Here is a 16,625-nt window from a genome sequence, read left to right as displayed (position 1 = left end):
GGTGGCGAGCATTTCCGGACGGAGTATATTTCACGGCGCTGTGCTTACAACAGCTGCGCAGTTATCAAAAATCGGCGGGGGCTTTCTACTTCTAAAGCTGATAGCGGTTTATTTAGGCCCTGAAGGCATGGGGCAGATTGGTAACTTTATGAGTGTGGTTACTATTCTTTCATTGGTCGCAGGTGGAGGGGTTGTAAATGGCGTAATTAAATATGTTGCTGCACTTAGAGATAATAAGAAAGAGCTGTTAATATTTATCTCTTCTGTTAAGGTTTATTCTTTTTTATTTAGTTTGGTTATCGCGCTTGCAGGATGTATTTTATCTGAAAAAATAGCATTTTATATATTCGCTGATTCATCCTTGTATTGGTTAATTGTTGTGCTTGGTTTGGCTCAGATGGGGTTTGGCTTTACAAATCTGGTTACAGGAGTTGCGAATGGTCTGATGGACACCAGAAGCTATGCACTAATCCAGATCAGTGGTAATTTACTGGTCCTGCCTGCTGCGTGGATACTGGTTTCAAACTTTCAGTTTGCGGGGGCTGCGTTATCAATAGTGTTGTTTTATTTGTCATATGCATTGCCCGCCTATTATTTTTATAGGAGATCAATTTTTTTTAACAGGACACTTGTGCTCAATTCATTGCGTCGCAATGCGGGGCGGCTATCTGTTTATACACTAATGGCGTGTGTCGGCGCTATCAGCGTACCTTTAGTTGAGATAATTGTTCGAGCTCAATTAATCAGCAGTGCGGGTTTAGACGCAGCCGGAATCTGGCAGGGTTCTATTAAGTTATCCAGTGCGTATATAGGTTTTTTTACGGTATTTCTAGCTGTTTACTTTATGCCTATTATCGTAAGGCTTGAGGAGAAAAAAGAAATATCGTCCGCAGTCGTTCGGTTCATTGCGTTGGTCATGGCAGTATTTGCAGGTGGGGCCTTCGTACTTTATGTGTTTCGTGCGACATTTATTCCTCTGCTGTTATCAAGCGACTTTACTGAGCTTGAGGAGTTGATTGTATATCAACTTGTCGGAGACTTTTTTAGAGTTTCCTCTTATGTGGTGGGTTTTATAGTTATTGCAAAGTCCTCTTTAAAATTATACTTGTTTGGAGAGGTGGCGCAAGGCCTGCTTTTTATGAGTGTAAGCAGCTTGTTGTTGACTCAGGGCTTAGCTTTGAAGGGTGTGCTCATGGCACATGTCATTATGAACATGATTTATTTTGTTGTGTCGATGATAGGTTTTTTTGTGTATTTAAATTTTTATGTGGGTGTCAAAAAGTGAAGTTAGTCAGTGTGGTGGTGTCTTGTTATAATCAAAAAAACTACATAGTCCAGTGCTTAGATAGCATATTGTCCCAGGAAGTAAGCTTTGATTATGAGTTGATTGTATCGGATGACTGCTCAAACGACGGTACCCGGGAAATATTGGAATCTTATGATCACCTTGCTGATCCTAGAGTTAATCTCTTCCTAAGAGATAAAAATGTTGGGGCCGCTGCCAACTATCACGGACTACATAATATGGCTAGGGGAGAATTTGTATTTCACTTTGACGGTGACGATATAATGCTGCCAGGGAAGTTGCAGCGTCAGTTCGACGTTTTTGTCGAGTGCCCAGACGTCAATATAGTAATGCACAAAGCTATATATTTTTCTGATGATGAGCAGTATCAGTCGGAAACAATATTTCCTAATGATTCTTCCGATGAGTTGATTTACTTTAGTCGCTCAGAGTTGGCTCGTTGGGGAACTATTGCTGTACATGGTTCCTATGCATACAGACGATCTTCTCGTAAAGCCAAAATCGATCATGAAGTGATGGAGTGGTTTTTTGCTATGGATTCTTTGATGCAGGGTGGGAAGGGAGCGTTCCTGAATAAGTCTTATATGAAGTACAGGTGTAATCCTAGCAGTTCGTCCTATCTTTCAAGTCGCAATGGTAAAATCAAAGCTTATAATCTCTATTTGGCTGATTTATACGGATACTTTAACAATAACAAAGATTTGCGGCTGGACTTGTATGCGAATTTTCTTATTACTGCTCTCGCAATGTACAAGTCCGTACGAGTCCTCCCTGCAAGTGGATTACAGTTTCTGTTAAGAAATATTTTATGTTTTCGGCCATCAATTTTCATTGAGACTTTTAAGGTTCGAAGAGAAATTGGTCCTAAGAAAAGCATCCGATAATAATGGTTACTAAGCTCAGCTTGGTGGAGTGTGGTTGGCTCGAGAAATTTCGCTCGGCTCTTTTTCCTGCTGCCGCACTCCTTATGGTTATAGGATTTCCGCGCATATACGCGACGGAGTTTCCTATGGCATTATTTCTCGTGCCATTTTATCTGCGTAGATTTATACGACTCCAGGAAAAACACTTTAAATTCTTTCTGTTTTTCATAGGCTTATTTGGCTGTTGGTTTTTTGGAGGGTTGGCAGCCTTTGTAATGGGAGATGGCACAACGCAGGACGTATTTTTTCACTTGGTTGTATCATTTAAAATACTGTTGAATTTATTCTTTGGACACTTGGTTTATTCAGTTGTAAAAGATAATAATTCATCGCTACTCATATGGTTGCTGGTTCAGATTCTGGTTATATGTGTCTCGATGGTGAATTTAGATTTTTACCAATTTCTCCTCGGGTTCATATCCCCGCGATCAGCCGATGTGTTTCAGCATATATATGGCCTGAGAGCACTGGGGTTTGGGTTGTACCATGTTGATGGAGCGCTGACACTGATCATCGCCGCTTTTTACTACCTGCTTATTGCCAAGGCCTCGTCTACGAAGACATTACTGCTTGTATTCATGCTGCCTGTGTCAATGGCCGTGGCTCGGAGTGCTATTGTGCCATATGCAATATTGGGTGTATTAAAGCGTGGAGTCTTAGTTAAATTCTGTTTGTTTGTATCGATACTGACTATGCTTCTGTTGAGTATGCTTGTCAGCAGTGGGCCGATTTATGAGTCTACAGAGATTTTCAGGAATTTTTTGAACAGAGGGACATTTCATAGTGACAGCGTTAACGCGTTGGCAAACATGTACTTCCTTCCAGATAGTCTCAAAGTCTATATGTTTGGAGTAGGTAAGTATTTTGATTCGAGTTCGTCGAAACTCATGTTCTATATGGGGACGGATGTTGGATATTTAAGGCTGTTGTTTTATTCTGGGGTAGGGTCGGTTTTTGTTTTTGTAGCATTGAATATTTTCGCACTTTTAGGCGTCATCTGCTCTCGTAGTTACCCTGGGAGTTATGATGTTAAAGCGTTTGCTTTCGCGCTCTGTTGTATTTTTTTTATAGTGAACTTTAAAGGTCTGCAGGTAATGTCAATATTTGCATTTACGCTATATTTTTATGCATCAGATAGAAAAAAGCAGGCCGATATAGTAGCGCACTAACGTTCGAGATAGCTGTCGTTTTCGAGTTAAAAGAGGGAGAGTAAAGGTGCAGATTGACAAGTTAAATATTGCTCGTGTGTCAACGGTTCCATTTTTTGTACTGACTCAATTGAAAGCACAGATAGAGGCGTTGAGTTCGTCAGGTATGCGGGTGACCGTTATTGCCAGTCGTGATGAAATGAGCGATAAGTTGGCGTCAAATAAAAATTTCACCTATGTCCCGGTTAACATTGAGCGAGCGATCAGCCCATCCAAAGATTTTATCAGTCTGATTGCGTTGAATCGTGTTTTCAAAAAATTAAAATTTGATATTGTTCATTCGACAACGCCAAAAGCTGGGTTGCTTAGTGCAATAGCCGGTTATTTCGCAAAAATACCTGTGAGACTCCATACCTTTACCGGGCAACCGTGGGTGACCACAACCGGGATCAAACGATCCGTGTTGATGTTCTGTGACAAGATCATTGCTCGCTTGAACACACATTGCTATGCAGACAGTGCAAGTCAGAGAGATTTTTTGATATCTAGCGGAATAGTCAGCGCTGATAAAATATCGGTCATTGGCGCGGGCTCCTTGGCGGGTATTGATCTTGAACGGTTCGATCCATGCCGGTATAGCGTTGATGAGTTGCGTGTTCTTAGAGATGATTTAAATATCCCCGATGCTGGAAAAATATTGTTGTTTGTTGGGCGCATTACGCCTGATAAGGGTATTGGTGAACTGCTCTCGGCATTCAGTGATATAGTTAAAGATAATCGTAATGTATTTCTTGTCCTCGTTGGGCCCTTTGAGTCTGTTGGAGAAAATGTCGTTAATCAAATCGATGAAGCTTTAGTCCGTGACAATATCAGAACGGTCGGTTTTTCCAGCGAACCGGAAAAGTACATGGCTCTTGCAGACTTGCTTTGTTTGCCCAGCTATCGTGAAGGCTTCGGGACTGTAGTAATTGAAGCGGCGGCGATGGGGACACCGGCCATAGGCAGTGATATTTATGGTTTGTCAGATGCTATAGTAAATGGCAAAACAGGAATTTTAGTTCCTGTGAGAGATTCGGAATCCCTTAAAGAGGGTATTCTTTGTGCGTTGAATGACCTCAACCTGCTTTCTACCATGGGCGTTGCTGCACAAGATCGTGCAATTCGCGATTTTGGATCAAAAACAAGTTCTGAACTGTTGATGAAAGAATACAAGAGGTTTTTTAATTGACTATTGATACCAGTCCCGCCCCTCTGCGTGTTCTGATCACTGGAGCTACGGGCTTTGTAGGCTCTGCACTGGTCAAGACCCTGGATAATGATCTACGTTATGTATCCATTTCAGTGGTGCGATCGAAAGTACCGAGTTTATCTCACGAGAAACACACTTTTTGTATTTCAGAGTTATCGTCTACAACTGACTGGCGCGAAGCTTTAATGGGTTGTGCGGTAGTCGTACATGCTGCCGCACGGGTTCACGTGATGAATGAAGTTGCAGCGGATGCGTTAGCCGAATTCCGAAAAGTTAATGTCGCTGGTACTGTTCGCTTGGCCCAGCAGGCTGCAGATGCAGGAGTCAGGCGTTTTGTTTTCATCAGCTCCGTCAAAGTTAATGGTGAGTGTACAGACGGCCGTCGCCCTTTTGTCGCTGATGATGTACCTGCGCCGGTTGACCCCTACGGTGTTTCCAAGCACGAGGCGGAGGAATCTCTGCGACGTATTTCAGTTGAAACCGGGATGGAAGTCGTAATCATACGGCCTACTTTGGTGTATGGCCCGGGAGTCAAAGCAAACTTTCGAAATATGATGGGCTGGCTTAAGAAAGGTGTTCCCCTACCTTTTGGGGCCATTCATAACAAACGCAGCCTAGTCTCTATTGATAACCTTGTCAGTTTGATTACTGTTTGCCTTAACCACCCGAAAGCGGCGGGTGAGACTTTTCTGGCCAGCGATGGTGTTGATCTGTCGACGACAGAGCTGCTGAAGAAGACGGCCTTAGCGCTTGGTGTCCAAAGTCGCTTGCTTCCAATACCTGCCAGGTTATTGACCGCCTGCGCAATTATTGCGGGTCGTCGTTCGTTGTCACAAAGGCTATGCGGCTCTTTGCAAGTTGATATTCAGAAAGCCCAGACACTTCTCGGTTGGTCACCACCGGTCTCTATAGATGATGCCTTGAACAGAACCGCCAAAGAATTCCTGGGACGTCACTAATGTTGAATCTGTACTGGTTTTTACCATTGGTTTTGCTGAGCTCTCTGATAGGTACTGCCGGGTTACGACGGTATGCGCTGTTAAATAGCTTGATTGATATTCCCAATGCTCGAAGTTCTCATGTGCTACCCACACCAAGAGGTGGAGGTGTAGCTATTGTCTTTTCATATCTCCTTGGTGCGCTCTTTCTAGCCTTGACGGGATTAGTAGCATGGAACGTCACTTGGGGGATCGTCATTCCGGGTGCTTTGGTGGCAGTAGTCGGCTTTCTTGACGATCATGGCCACATACCCGCGCGGTGGCGTTTGTTGGGGCATTTTACGGCTGCGATCCTGGGTATGTATCTGCTCAAGGGGTTACCGGAAATTTATTTTTTCGGTATTGCCGTCGATTTCGGTTGGGCAGGCTACTTGTTGGGATGTGTCTATCTTGTCTGGATGCTGAATCTGTATAACTTTATGGATGGCATCGACGGGCTTGCCAGTATGCAGGCAATTTTTGTGTGTTTAGGGGGAGCACTACTCTACGTTCTCTGCGCACACTCCAGCTTCGTATGGGGGCCGATTACACTGGCGCTCGCAGCTGCGGGTTTTCTGTATTGGAACTTCCCCCCTGCTCGTATTTTCATGGGGGACGCAGGCAGTGGTTTCTTAGGTATTACGTTAGGTTTCCTGTCTTTACAAGCTGCGTGGGTCAACCCGGTACTGTTCTGGGGATGGCTGATTTTACTTGGAGTATTTATCGTCGACGCGACGTGTACCTTGCTAGTCCGGCTTTTCAAAGGTGACAAGGTGTATGAAGCTCACCGCAGCCATGCTTATCAGTTTGCCTCTCGACAGTATCGTAGTCATTCTGTAGTCAGTTGGTCAGTAACGGCTATAAATCTGGTTTGGTTGTTACCGATTGCAGCCCTCGTTACTTTAGGCAAAGTGGATGGTTTTGCCGGCTTGTTGATAGCCTACGCGCCGCTTACTCTCGTGGCTTTGCGCTTCAAAGCAGGTCAGCGTGAGAATTAAGCCGTGCGCGCTTTCTACACTTCCATGCTGGGACACAGAAAAATCAACTGTTTGAGTTTTTGGGTATGAAACGCTTGAGCATTGAACGTGTTGCTCGCTACTTTTGAAAAGGACATTGAAATGCTTCGCCAATGGTTACTCCAACTTCCTCGGCGGCAAAAAAGGTTAATACAGGTTGCGACTGATGTTGTGCTGGTCTGGGCTGCACTTTGGTTGGCGTTCGTGGTGCGCCTAGGCATCGACGACATGATCAACCTCTTCAGATTGCACTTTTGGCTATTTGCAGCAGCCCCAATAGTTGCCATCCCCTTTTTTATTCGCTTCGGCATGTATCGCGCCGTGATGCGATATTTCGGCAACGATGCGTTGATCGCAATTATCAAGGCCGTTAGCCTTTCTTCCCTGGTTTTGGCCGTGGTGATGTACTGGTATAGCACTCCCGCCAATGTCGTCCCACGCTCGATCATATTCAACTACTGGTGGCTGAGCCTGGTAATGCTCGGTGGTTTGCGCCTGGCTATGCGTCAGTACTTTTTGGGTGACTGGTTCTCGGCTGCTCAACATGTGCCTTTCGCCAGTCGTGATGATGGCCTGACGCGCGTAGCCATTTACGGTGCCGGTGCAGCAGGTAATCAGCTGGTTGCTGCCTTGAGAATGGGGCGGGCCATGCGGCCTGTGGCGTTCATAGATGATGATGAGGGGATTGCTGATCGCATCATCTCCGGCTTGCAGGTATTCAAACCCAAGCACATTCAGCTGATGATTGATCGTACGGGAGCCCAGGAAGTGCTGTTGGCGGTTCCTTCATCGTCCCGCGGTCGGCGTCGTGAGATCCTGAGTTTGCTTGAGGGCTTTCCGCTCCATGTTCGCAGTGTTCCTGGCTTTATGGATCTGGCCAGTGGCCGGGTCAAGGTTGATGACATTCAGGAAGTCGACATAGCCGATTTGCTGGGGCGTGATCCGGTTCCGGCCCAGGGTGAGCTGCTGGAACACTGCATTAAAGGTCAGTGTGTCCTGGTGACGGGGGCAGGTGGTTCCATCGGCTCGGAGTTATGTCGCCAGATTCTGGCTCTTAGACCGACTACTTTGTTGCTGTACGAGCATAGCGAATTTAATCTTTACAGTATTTATGGCGAGCTGGAGCAGCGGGTTGGTCGCGAGTCCCTTTCGGTGAAGGTGCTACCGATTTTGGGTTCGGTGCGTAACCCCCATAAATTACTGGATGTGATGAAGACCTGGCATGTCGATACGGTCTATCACGCAGCGGCTTATAAGCATGTGCCCATGGTTGAGCACAATATCGCCGAAGGTGTACTCAATAATGTCATGGGTACGCTCAATACCGCCCAGGCGGCTCTGCAGTCTGGTGTCGCGAACTTTGTACTGATTTCAACTGACAAGGCTGTGCGACCGACGAATGTGATGGGTAGCACCAAGCGCTTGGCCGAAATGACGTTGCAGGCACTCAGTCGCGAGATTGCGCCTGTGCTATTTGACGATGCCGCTAATGTGTCACGGGTTAACAAGACCCGGTTCACTATGGTTCGTTTCGGTAATGTACTTGGCTCTTCCGGGTCTGTGATTCCGCTTTTCCATAAGCAGATAAAGGCCGGTGGTCCGCTGACAGTGACCCACCCCAAGATTACCCGCTATTTCATGACTATCCCTGAGGCCGCGCAGTTGGTCATTCAGGCCGGCTCGATGGGGCAAGGTGGCGATGTCTTTGTCCTGGACATGGGCGAGCCTGTGCGCATTGTCGAGTTGGCCGAAAAGATGATTCACCTCTCCGGTTTGAGTGTTCGCTCTGATAAAAACCTGCATGGCGACATAGAAATTGAGTTCACTGGCTTGCGTCCTGGCGAAAAGCTTTACGAAGAGTTACTGATTGGTGACAACGTAGTCGCAACTCGTCATCCAATGATCATGTGCGCGAACGAGGACATGTTGCCTTGGGATGAGTTGAAAGAGCGTTTGTCTCAACTGCTTGATGCTGTTGATATGGATGACTATGTCCGGGTACGCCAGTTGTTGCGTGAGACCGTCAGTGGTTATGCGCCCGAGGGTGAAATCGTGGACTGGATCCATCAGCAGCGTCGCAGCGAGTTTTCCTGACTACATACTCTGCAATGCACTGATTTTTGACACTCGACCTCCATCGCCTACGTTTGGAATACAGCTCAGGAGAGCTGTATTCCACTTAACGATGTAATGGAGTGTCACTTATGCGTATCGCTTTTATCTCTTCGATTTTTTTGGCTTTGATGGTGGGTTTTTCGAGCGTGATTCATGCTGCCCCGTCGGTAGAGGCAACTGAGCCGGTTGTCGCTGCGCAAGTTGCATCAGATGCGCAAGTGGTGACGATCAATCTCAACACCGCGGATGAGGCGACGCTTCAACGTGAACTCTCAGGTGTTGGTGCTGTTAAAGCCAAGGCGATCGTGGCTTACCGCGAGGCTAACGGTGACTTCACGTCAGCCGATGAGTTGCTTGAGGTCAAAGGGATAGGCAAAGCCATCTTTGAAAAGAATCGGGATAAGGTTGCGGTCAAGTAACCCGGGCAGTTAAGCGAAGAAAGCCAGTCATTGACTGGCTTTTTTTTTATTCGTGGCGCACGTATTCAGGTGTGTGGTGTTGATTGCTTCAAGGCGCTAGGCGTTATGTCGAGGATCTTGTCCTTTAACGCCGTGCTCTCAGCCCCGCGTGCTAGAACCAGTGCTCCGACCAGAGTCGCGAAAATGACAATGCTTTGGTCTTCGGCATCTGGCCCTTGCAGTGTGGCCTGGATCTGTTTGAGCCTTGCATCGATCACGTAGTCTGTGGTCGAGCTAGCCTGCCCCTGTTGTGCCATTTCTGCTGACATGGTTGGTAACGGGCAACCCTCGTGGGGGGAGGTCAGGTGCCACTCGGACAAATATGCATCAATGAATGCGTGCAGAGGTTGTGGCTGGCTGAACAGTTCGGCGCAAATTCCGTCAACCTGTCCAGCGGCGTGCTGCAATGCTTTTTCTACCAGGTCGTTTTTGGATGAGAAGTGAGCATAAAAACCGCCGTGGGTGAGGCCCAGGGATTTCATCAGTGGCTGCAGGCCCGTCGCACCAATGCCGTCTCGACGGAACAGGCCTGATGCTTCCTTAACGATGCGCTGATGGGTTTGGGCTTTATGATCTTGTGAGTAGCGCATGACACATGTCTCTTTATGCAATGGACCATCATAGCGTTGAGCTCAAAGGCGATGCATTGGATGTTCATGTAAGGGTGTGTAGCTTTTTGCCTTTGGAACCCGTTCCTTGTGATTCAGCTCCTGACCAAATCAGGTGTTTACCGGTCCTTGGATTCTTTGGCGTCCATTTCTGCGTTGCGTTCGGCTACGCGCTTACGTTGCTCATCGGTGAGTTCCACTTTGTTGGCAGTGTCACGCAGGGTCATCAGACCACCCACGATGGCACCGATGGCGACAATAAGTATTAACCAGGCATACCACGGCATCGCGTTCTCCTTGGTTCGAACTTCACTGGGCAGGGATTGCGCAGTGCATTACTGTTTATGTCTGTAGGAGTCTACTAGTTCCATTGTAGGCCGCTTATACGGTAGCGCGCGTTATTACCCCGGTAATGACTAAAATCATGAATTTACGATCATCGGGTGCCGGTTGGCGGCTGGTTCCGCTACAATGCGCGCCGATTTCGACCAGCCTGAGAACCCGCTAATGTCCGACTGTCAGACTCCTATTATCGTCGCCCTGGATTTCCCAACGCGTGACGCCGCACTGAAGCTGGCTGATCAGTTGGACCCCAAGTTGTGCCGCGTCAAGGTAGGCAAAGAGCTGTTCACCAGCTGCGCTTCGGAAATTGTCGGCACTCTGCGTGACAAGGGTTTCGAGGTATTCCTGGATCTCAAGTTTCACGACATTCCCAACACCACCGCAATGGCGGTCAAAGCTGCTGCTGAAATGGGCGTATGGATGGTTAACGTGCACTGTTCTGGCGGTTTGCGCATGATGGCTGCTTGTCGTGAAGTGCTCGACAAACGTACCGGTCCACAGCCGTTGCTGATTGGCGTAACTGTACTGACCAGCATGGAGCGCGAAGACCTCGCCGGTATAGGCCTGGATATTGAACCTCAAGAGCAGGTGTTGCGACTTGCAGCCCTTGCCGAGAAGGCCGGTATGGATGGCCTGGTATGTTCTGCCCTTGAGGCGCAAGCGCTGAAGGCCGCGCACCCGACTCTGCAGCTGGTGACGCCGGGGATCCGTCCTGCCGGCAGTGTTCAGGATGATCAGCGCCGTATTCTGACCCCGCGCCAGGCACTGGATGCCGGCTCTGATTACTTGGTGATCGGCCGTCCAATCAGCCAGGCGGCAGATCCAGCCAAAGCGCTGGCTGCAGTGGTCGCGGAACTGGCTTAAAGTAGTGTGCGGGAGTTGGCAAGCCAACTCCCGCAGCAACATGTCGCTTCAGAGCTTCAAAACTAGCTTGCCGAAGTTCTCCCCGCTAAACAGTTTCATCAGGCTTTCCGGAAAGCTTTCCAGCCCTTCGACAATATGTTCTTTGCTTGTTAGTTGGCCTTTGGCCAGCCACCCCGCCATTTCCTGTCCGGCAGCTACGTAGCGATCGGCATAGTCCATCACTACAAAGCCTTCCATGCGTGCACGATTGACCAGCAGTGACAAGTAGTTGGAAGGGCCTTTCACGGCCTCCTTGTTGTTGTACTGGCTAATTGCACCGCAAATGATGACACGAGCCTTGAAGTTCAGGCGGCTAAGCACTGCGTCGAGAATATCGCCGCCGACGTTGTCGAAAAATACATCAACGCCCTTAGGGCATTCTCGTTTAAGCCCCGCGACAACATCCTCATTTTTGTAGTCGATCGCGCCGTCAAAGCCCAATTCCTGGGTCAGCAACGCGCACTTTTCTTTCCCACCAGCAATGCCCACTACGCGGCAGCCTTTAAGCTTGGCGATTTGACCGGCAATGCTGCCCACTGCGCCTGCTGCGCCAGAAATCACCACTGTGTCGCCCGCCTTGGGGGTACCTACTTCGAGCAGGGCGAAGTAGGCGGTCATGCCGGTCATGCCCAAGGCGGACAAGTACACAGGCAGTGGCGCAAGTCCGGGGTCTACTTTGTAGAACCCGCGCGGCTCACCCACGAAGTAATCCTGAACCCCCAAGGCGCCATTGACGTAATCACCGACGGCAAAGCCGGGGTGGGCGGAGGCGATGACTTTGCCTACACCCAGTGCGCGCATGACTTCACCCAGAGCCACTGGCGGGATATAGGACTTGCCTTCGTTCATCCAGCCGCGCATCGCCGGGTCGAGGGACAGATACTCGTTCCTGACAAGGATCTGTCCTTCTTTAGGTTGTACGACCGTAACTTCCTGAAAAGTGAATGTATCGCGGGTCGCTGCACCGACTGGACGTTTGGCGAGCAGGAATTGGCGATTTGTCTGGTCAGTCATTGCAATAACCCCTTGGAAAATGATGTCTGTTGATAGACCTTCTTGAGCCTCAGGGCAAGTGAATCCCGGACCACGAATAGGTTTTTATCAGTTGTGGTGATGGTTATATGCAGGCCTGTATCACTCGGATAAATAAGTCGATGACTGCACCAGAACCGTTCACGGTGCAGGCGTACCCCTCAGAGGACAACAACAATGGGCATGACGTTTGCCGGGCAAGTGGCAGTGGTTACAGGCGCTGGAGCAGGTATCGGCCGAGCCGCGGCTCTGGCATTTGCGGGCGAAGGCTTGAAAGTGGTGGTGGCCGATCTGGATGTGGCAGGGGGCGAATACACGGTCGAACAGATAGAGGCTGCGGGTGGCAGTGCTGTTTTCGTAAGGTGTGATGTCACCGTGGAGGCGCAAGTCAGGCAGTTGATGGAGCTGGTCATCAGCGCCTACGGTCGGCTGGATTATGCCTTCAACAATGCGGGGATCGAGATCGAGCATGGTCGCCTGGCGGATGGCACGCTGGACGAATTCGACGCGATCATGGGAGTGAACGTCAAAGGTGTCTGGTTATGCATGAAATATCAGCTGCCATTGATGCTGGCTCAGGGCGGTGGGGCAATCGTCAACACGGCATCGGTAGCGGGGTTGGGGGCTGCGCCGAAGATGAGCATCTACTCGGCGTCCAAACATGCGGTGATCGGGCTGACGAAATCAGCAGCCATCGAATATGCGAAAAAGCATATTCGGGTGAACGCGGTGTGCCCGGCAGTGATTGATACCGATATGTTCCGGCGAGCCTATGAAGCCGATCCGCGCAAGGCCGAGTTTGCTGCCGCGATTCACCCTGTGGGGCGCATCGGCAAGGTTGAGGAGGTCGCCAGCGCCGTCTTGTACCTGTGCTCGGACGGCGCGGCGTTTACCACCGGCCATGCGTTGGCTGTCGATGGTGGGGCACTGGCGATCTGATCAGTCAGCGTGATTTAACGTTCAGGATTATCAGGGTCAGTACACCCGCGACGATTCCCCAAAAGGCCGAGCCGATCGAGAACAGGCTCATGCCCGATGCTGTGACCATGAAGGTCACCAGGGCCGCCTCGCGCTCTCTGGATTCACTCATGGCAATGGTCAAGCCATTGATGATCGAGCCGAACAGGGCCAGTGCAGCAATGGACAACACCAACTCTTTGGGCAAGGCTGCAAACAGCGCGGCAAGGGTGGCGCCAAAAACGCCGGCAATGCCATAGAAAATTCCGCACCACATGGCCGCGGTGTAGCGCTTTTTAGGGTCTTCGTGGGCATGGGGGCCGGTGCAGATAGCGGCACTGATCGCAGCCAGGTTGATCCCGTGGGAGCCAAAAGGGGCAAGCAGCAGTGAAGCCACGCCGGTGGTGGTGATCAGCGGCGAAGCGGGCACGCTGTAACCGTCGGCCCGCAGCACGGCGATGCCCGGCATGTTTTGCGACGTCATGGCGACGACAAACAGGGGAATACCGATGCTGATGGTTGCGGCCAGCGAGAATGAAGGTGTGGTCCATACCGGCACAGCCACTTCGAGGGCGAAACCGCTGAAGTCCAGTAGCCCGAGCAAACCCGAAATCAGAGTGCCAATCACCAGGGCCGCCAGTACCGCATAGCGGGGTGACAGGCGTTTGACGATCAGGTAAGTGAAAAACATGCCAATGACCAGGCCGGTACGGTGCTGGGCAGCGACGAAAATTTCGCTGCCGATCTTGAACAGGATTCCTGCCAGCAAGGCCGCAGCCAGAGACGAGGGGATACGTTTGACCAGGCGTTCAAAGCTGCCGGTCATGCCGCAGATGATCACCAGCACCGCACAAGTGATGTAGGCGCCGATGGCTTCGTGGTAGCTGACACCGCCCAGGCTGGTGATCAGCAGCGCAGCCCCCGGCGTTGACCAGGCGATGGTAATCGGTGTGCGGTAGCGCAAAGACAAGCCTATGCTGCAAATGGCCATGCCGATCGACAGCGCCCAAATCCATGACGAGATCTGCCCGCTGGTGAGTCCCGCTGCCTGACCTGCTTGAAACATGAGGACCAGGGAACTGGTGTAGCCAGTCATCATGGCGATAAACCCTGCGACTACAGCCGAGGGAGAGGTGTCTGCCAGAGGGTGCAAGCGTGGCTGAGTGGCGTCCGTCATGGAGCGGCATTCCTTGTTCTTGATAAGAGTTAGAGCAAGGCGCAAGCCTAAACGCAAATGTCACATTTCATTGCGATACAGACGGGGTCGTATATGACCGTACAGTCGTACTGGCACTCTGGCTTGTGTACAATGAGTCTTGCTTTTTGCATTAATTACCAGTCAGCGACGCCCGTTTACGTATTAGCGTAACTTCATCCGCCGCCGCTTCCCCACACGAGTAACCATGAACGAACAGTTGCAGCCTCTCAAGAAACAATCCCGCGCTGGCAAGGCCGGCCGCAGTGGAACCCAGGACGATATCGTCTATGCGCATATTTTTGAGGCGATCCTCGAACAGCGTCTGGCGCCTGGCACAAAGTTGAGTGAAGAGGCATTGGGCGAAATCTTCGGGGTGAGCCGCACCATTATTCGTCGTGCATTGTCGCGCCTGGCCCATGAAGGGGTTGTGCTGCTGCGTCCCAATCGTGGTGCAGTGGTAGCGAGCCCGAGCGTAGAAGAAGCGCGGCAGGTGTTTCTGGCGCGTCGACTGGTTGAAAAGGCCATTACTGAATTGGCGGTGGTCCACGCTACTGCCGAAGACTTGTCGCAACTGCGCAAAATGGTGCAGGACGAGCGCGACAGCTTTTCGCGAGGCGATCGTGGCGCGGGTATCCGGCTGTCAGGCGAGTTCCACTTGAAGTTGGCAGAAGCGGCTAAAAATGCGCCGCTGATCAGCTTTCAGCGCAGCCTCGTATCGCAAACCTCGTTGATCATTGCCCAGTATGAGAGTGGCAACCGCTCACATTGCTCCTACGACGAACACATGCAGTTGATCGATGCCATTGAAGCCCGTGATGCTTCCCAGGCCGTGCACCTGATGATGCACCACATGGATCACATCGACAGCAAGCTCAACCTTGACGAAGAAAGCGCCTCGGATGACCTGCACGCGGTGTTTTCGCACTTGCTGCAAACCAAGAGCAAAGGCCCCCGGCCTGCTGCCAAGCTCTAAGATTCGTTGCAATCGTGTGGCTACTTGTCTGCAAGGCGAGTCAAATCCCGTAGCAGCTGCTACAGGGGTTTGACTCTCTATGACCTGCAACCGTGTGCAGGCCAAGGTAGCCATTCATTCAGCGCTGATGCACCAGATTGCCTGCTGCATAGGTCTGTTGCACCGTGCGGTCGTCGCCCAGGGTCATCAATACAAACAACGTTTCAGCGATGTTTTTTGATTGCTTCAGGCGATAGCTCATCAGCGGCGTTGAGTTGTAGTCCAGTACCACGAAGTCGGCATCGCTACCCGGTTGCAGGTTGCCGATCCGGTCTTCCAGGCGCAGTGCCCGCGCGCCACCCAGAGTGGCCAGATACAACGATTTGAACGGATCCAGACGAGCGCCCTGCAACTGCATGACCTTGTAGGCTTCGTTCAATGTGTTGAGCAACGAGAAGCTGGTACCCGCGCCAACATCCGTTCCCAGGCCCACATTGAGTTTGTGTTTCTCGGCCATCGGCAGGTTGAACAGGCCGCTGCCCAGAAACAGATTGGAAGTCGGGCAGAAAGCCACCGCAGAGCCTGTTTCGGCCAGGCGAGCACATTCCTCATCACATAGATGCACGCCGTGGGCAAACACCGAGCGCTCCCCCAGCAGTTGGTAGTGGTCATACACATCCAGATAGCCTTTGCGCTCAGGGAAGAGCGACTTGACCCACTCGATTTCCTGAAGGTTCTCGCTGATATGGGTATGCAGATACACATCCGGGTATTCCCCCAGCAACTGGCCGGCCAGGGTTAATTGCTCCGGGGTGCTGGTCGGTGCAAAACGCGGGGTGACGGCGTAATGCAGGCGGCCTTTCCCATGCCAGCGTTCGATCAGCGCCTTGCTTTCGATGTAGCTGGTTTCGGCGGTGTCGGTCAGGTATTCGGGGGCGTTGCGGTCCATCATCACTTTGCCGGCGATCAGGCGCAGGTCCAGTCGCTGTGCCGCTTCAAACAAGGCATCGACCGATTGCGGATGCACACTGCCAAACACCAGCGCCGTGGTGGTGCCATTGCGCAGCAGTTCCTTGAGGAAAATATCGGCAACTTCGTCAGCATGTGCCTTGTCGGCGAACTGGTTTTCGCACGGGAAGGTGTAGGTGTTGAGCCAGTCGAGCAATTGCTCGCCGTAGGCACCAATCATCCCGGTCTGCGGAAAGTGGATGTGCGTATCGATAAAGCCCGGTGTGATCAGGGCATCCTTGTACTCGGTGACTTCAATGTCGCCAGCCAGAGCCGTGAGCAGTTCGCTGGCTGGCCCGACCGCTTTGATCTGCCCGTTTTCCACCACCAGCAGACCGTCTTCGAAGTATTCATAGGAGGCCTCGATCCCGACGTCGGCGGGGTCGGCAATGCTGTGCAAAATGGCGGCGCGGTAGGCTTTACAGGTCATGAT

Annotated in this window: 16 protein-coding genes; 11 read left to right on the top strand and 5 right to left on the bottom strand. The window is 50.8% G+C overall.

Features of this window, described 5'->3' with window-relative positions; genetic code table 11:
- Position 1: 1 nt before the first annotated feature.
- The 8 genes from KO536_RS06990 to KO536_RS06955 all read left to right on the top strand — a co-directional run bounded on the left by KO536_RS06990 (position 2) and on the right by KO536_RS06955 (position 9,153).
- On the top strand, positions 2-1,285 hold the full coding sequence (locus KO536_RS06990) for an O-antigen translocase (protein WP_219261536.1): 1,284 nt from the start codon (positions 2-4) through the stop codon (positions 1,283-1,285).
- Complete coding sequence (locus KO536_RS06985; protein WP_219261535.1) at positions 1,282-2,190, top strand: glycosyltransferase; 909 nt, start codon at positions 1,282-1,284, stop codon at positions 2,188-2,190. Before KO536_RS06990 ends, KO536_RS06985 begins: the two co-directional genes overlap by 4 nt.
- 125 nt (positions 2,191-2,315) lie before the next feature.
- Positions 2,316-3,398 carry a hypothetical protein gene (locus KO536_RS06980; protein WP_219261534.1) on the top strand — a complete coding sequence of 361 codons (1,083 nt, stop codon included), beginning with the start codon at positions 2,316-2,318 and terminating at the stop codon, positions 3,396-3,398.
- 46 nt (positions 3,399-3,444) lie between these two features.
- Complete coding sequence (locus tag KO536_RS06975) at positions 3,445-4,605, top strand: glycosyltransferase family 4 protein (protein WP_219261533.1); 1,161 nt, start codon at positions 3,445-3,447, stop codon at positions 4,603-4,605.
- Positions 4,602-5,585, top strand: a complete 984-nt coding sequence (locus tag KO536_RS06970) for an NAD-dependent epimerase/dehydratase family protein (protein WP_219261532.1) — start codon at positions 4,602-4,604, stop codon at positions 5,583-5,585. The genes KO536_RS06975 and KO536_RS06970 overlap by 4 nt, the downstream gene beginning before the upstream one ends.
- Positions 5,585-6,601 (top strand): glycosyltransferase family 4 protein, encoded by a 1,017-nt coding sequence (locus KO536_RS06965; RefSeq protein ID WP_219261531.1) that lies wholly within the window; start codon positions 5,585-5,587, stop codon positions 6,599-6,601. Before KO536_RS06970 ends, KO536_RS06965 begins: the two co-directional genes overlap by 1 nt.
- Positions 6,602-6,721: 120 nt before the next feature.
- The gene (locus KO536_RS06960; protein ID WP_219261609.1) at positions 6,722-8,713 is read left to right on the top strand and encodes a nucleoside-diphosphate sugar epimerase/dehydratase; all 1,992 of its coding nucleotides are present in this window, start codon (positions 6,722-6,724) and stop codon (positions 8,711-8,713) included.
- A 110-nt stretch (positions 8,714-8,823) separates the two neighbouring features.
- Complete coding sequence (locus KO536_RS06955; protein ID WP_133077120.1) at positions 8,824-9,153, top strand: helix-hairpin-helix domain-containing protein; 330 nt, start codon at positions 8,824-8,826, stop codon at positions 9,151-9,153.
- Positions 9,154-9,218: 65 nt separating this feature from the next.
- On the opposite strand, the gene KO536_RS06950 is transcribed toward KO536_RS06955, so the two are convergent.
- Positions 9,219-9,782, bottom strand: a complete 564-nt coding sequence (locus tag KO536_RS06950; protein WP_219261530.1) for a TetR/AcrR family transcriptional regulator — start codon at positions 9,780-9,782, stop codon at positions 9,219-9,221.
- Positions 9,783-9,919: 137 nt separating this feature from the next.
- Positions 9,920-10,087 carry a DUF2897 family protein gene (locus KO536_RS06945; protein ID WP_019826736.1) on the bottom strand — a complete coding sequence of 56 codons (168 nt, stop codon included), beginning with the start codon at positions 10,085-10,087 and terminating at the stop codon, positions 9,920-9,922.
- A gap of 220 nt (positions 10,088-10,307) precedes the next feature.
- Here KO536_RS06945 and pyrF point away from each other — a divergent pair, with 220 nt between their 5' ends.
- Positions 10,308-11,006 (top strand): orotidine-5'-phosphate decarboxylase, encoded by a 699-nt coding sequence (pyrF, locus tag KO536_RS06940; protein WP_219261608.1) that lies wholly within the window; start codon positions 10,308-10,310, stop codon positions 11,004-11,006.
- Positions 11,007-11,054: 48 nt separating this feature from the next.
- On the opposite strand, the gene KO536_RS06935 is transcribed toward pyrF, so the two are convergent.
- Positions 11,055-12,059, bottom strand: coding sequence for an NADP-dependent oxidoreductase (locus KO536_RS06935; RefSeq protein ID WP_133077123.1), 1,005 nt, complete (start codon positions 12,057-12,059; stop codon positions 11,055-11,057).
- A 195-nt stretch (positions 12,060-12,254) separates the two neighbouring features.
- Here KO536_RS06935 and KO536_RS06930 point away from each other — a divergent pair, with 195 nt between their 5' ends.
- Positions 12,255-13,016 carry an SDR family oxidoreductase gene (locus tag KO536_RS06930; RefSeq protein WP_133077124.1) on the top strand — a complete coding sequence of 254 codons (762 nt, stop codon included), beginning with the start codon at positions 12,255-12,257 and terminating at the stop codon, positions 13,014-13,016.
- A 4-nt stretch (positions 13,017-13,020) separates the two neighbouring features.
- Here KO536_RS06930 and KO536_RS06925 read toward each other — a convergent pair whose 3' ends face one another.
- The gene (locus KO536_RS06925) at positions 13,021-14,211 is read right to left on the bottom strand and encodes a benzoate/H(+) symporter BenE family transporter (protein ID WP_133077125.1); all 1,191 of its coding nucleotides are present in this window, start codon (positions 14,209-14,211) and stop codon (positions 13,021-13,023) included.
- 226 nt (positions 14,212-14,437) lie between these two features.
- On the opposite strand from KO536_RS06925, the gene KO536_RS06920 reads away from it, so the two are divergent.
- A complete protein-coding gene (locus tag KO536_RS06920; RefSeq protein WP_219261529.1) occupies positions 14,438-15,205 on the top strand; it encodes a GntR family transcriptional regulator in 768 nt (255 codons plus the stop codon).
- A gap of 118 nt (positions 15,206-15,323) precedes the next feature.
- Here the strand turns inward: KO536_RS06920 and guaD are convergent, their stop codons facing one another.
- Complete coding sequence (gene guaD, locus KO536_RS06915) at positions 15,324-16,622, bottom strand: guanine deaminase (protein WP_219261528.1); 1,299 nt, start codon at positions 16,620-16,622, stop codon at positions 15,324-15,326.
- Between the last annotated feature and the right edge of the window lie 3 nt (positions 16,623-16,625).

The organism is Pseudomonas sp. NKUCC02_KPG, assembly GCF_019345465.1.
Lineage (GTDB): Bacteria > Pseudomonadota > Gammaproteobacteria > Pseudomonadales > Pseudomonadaceae > Aquipseudomonas.
Note: the sequence above shows the minus strand (reverse complement) of the source record. Positions and strands in the feature narration are given on the sequence as shown.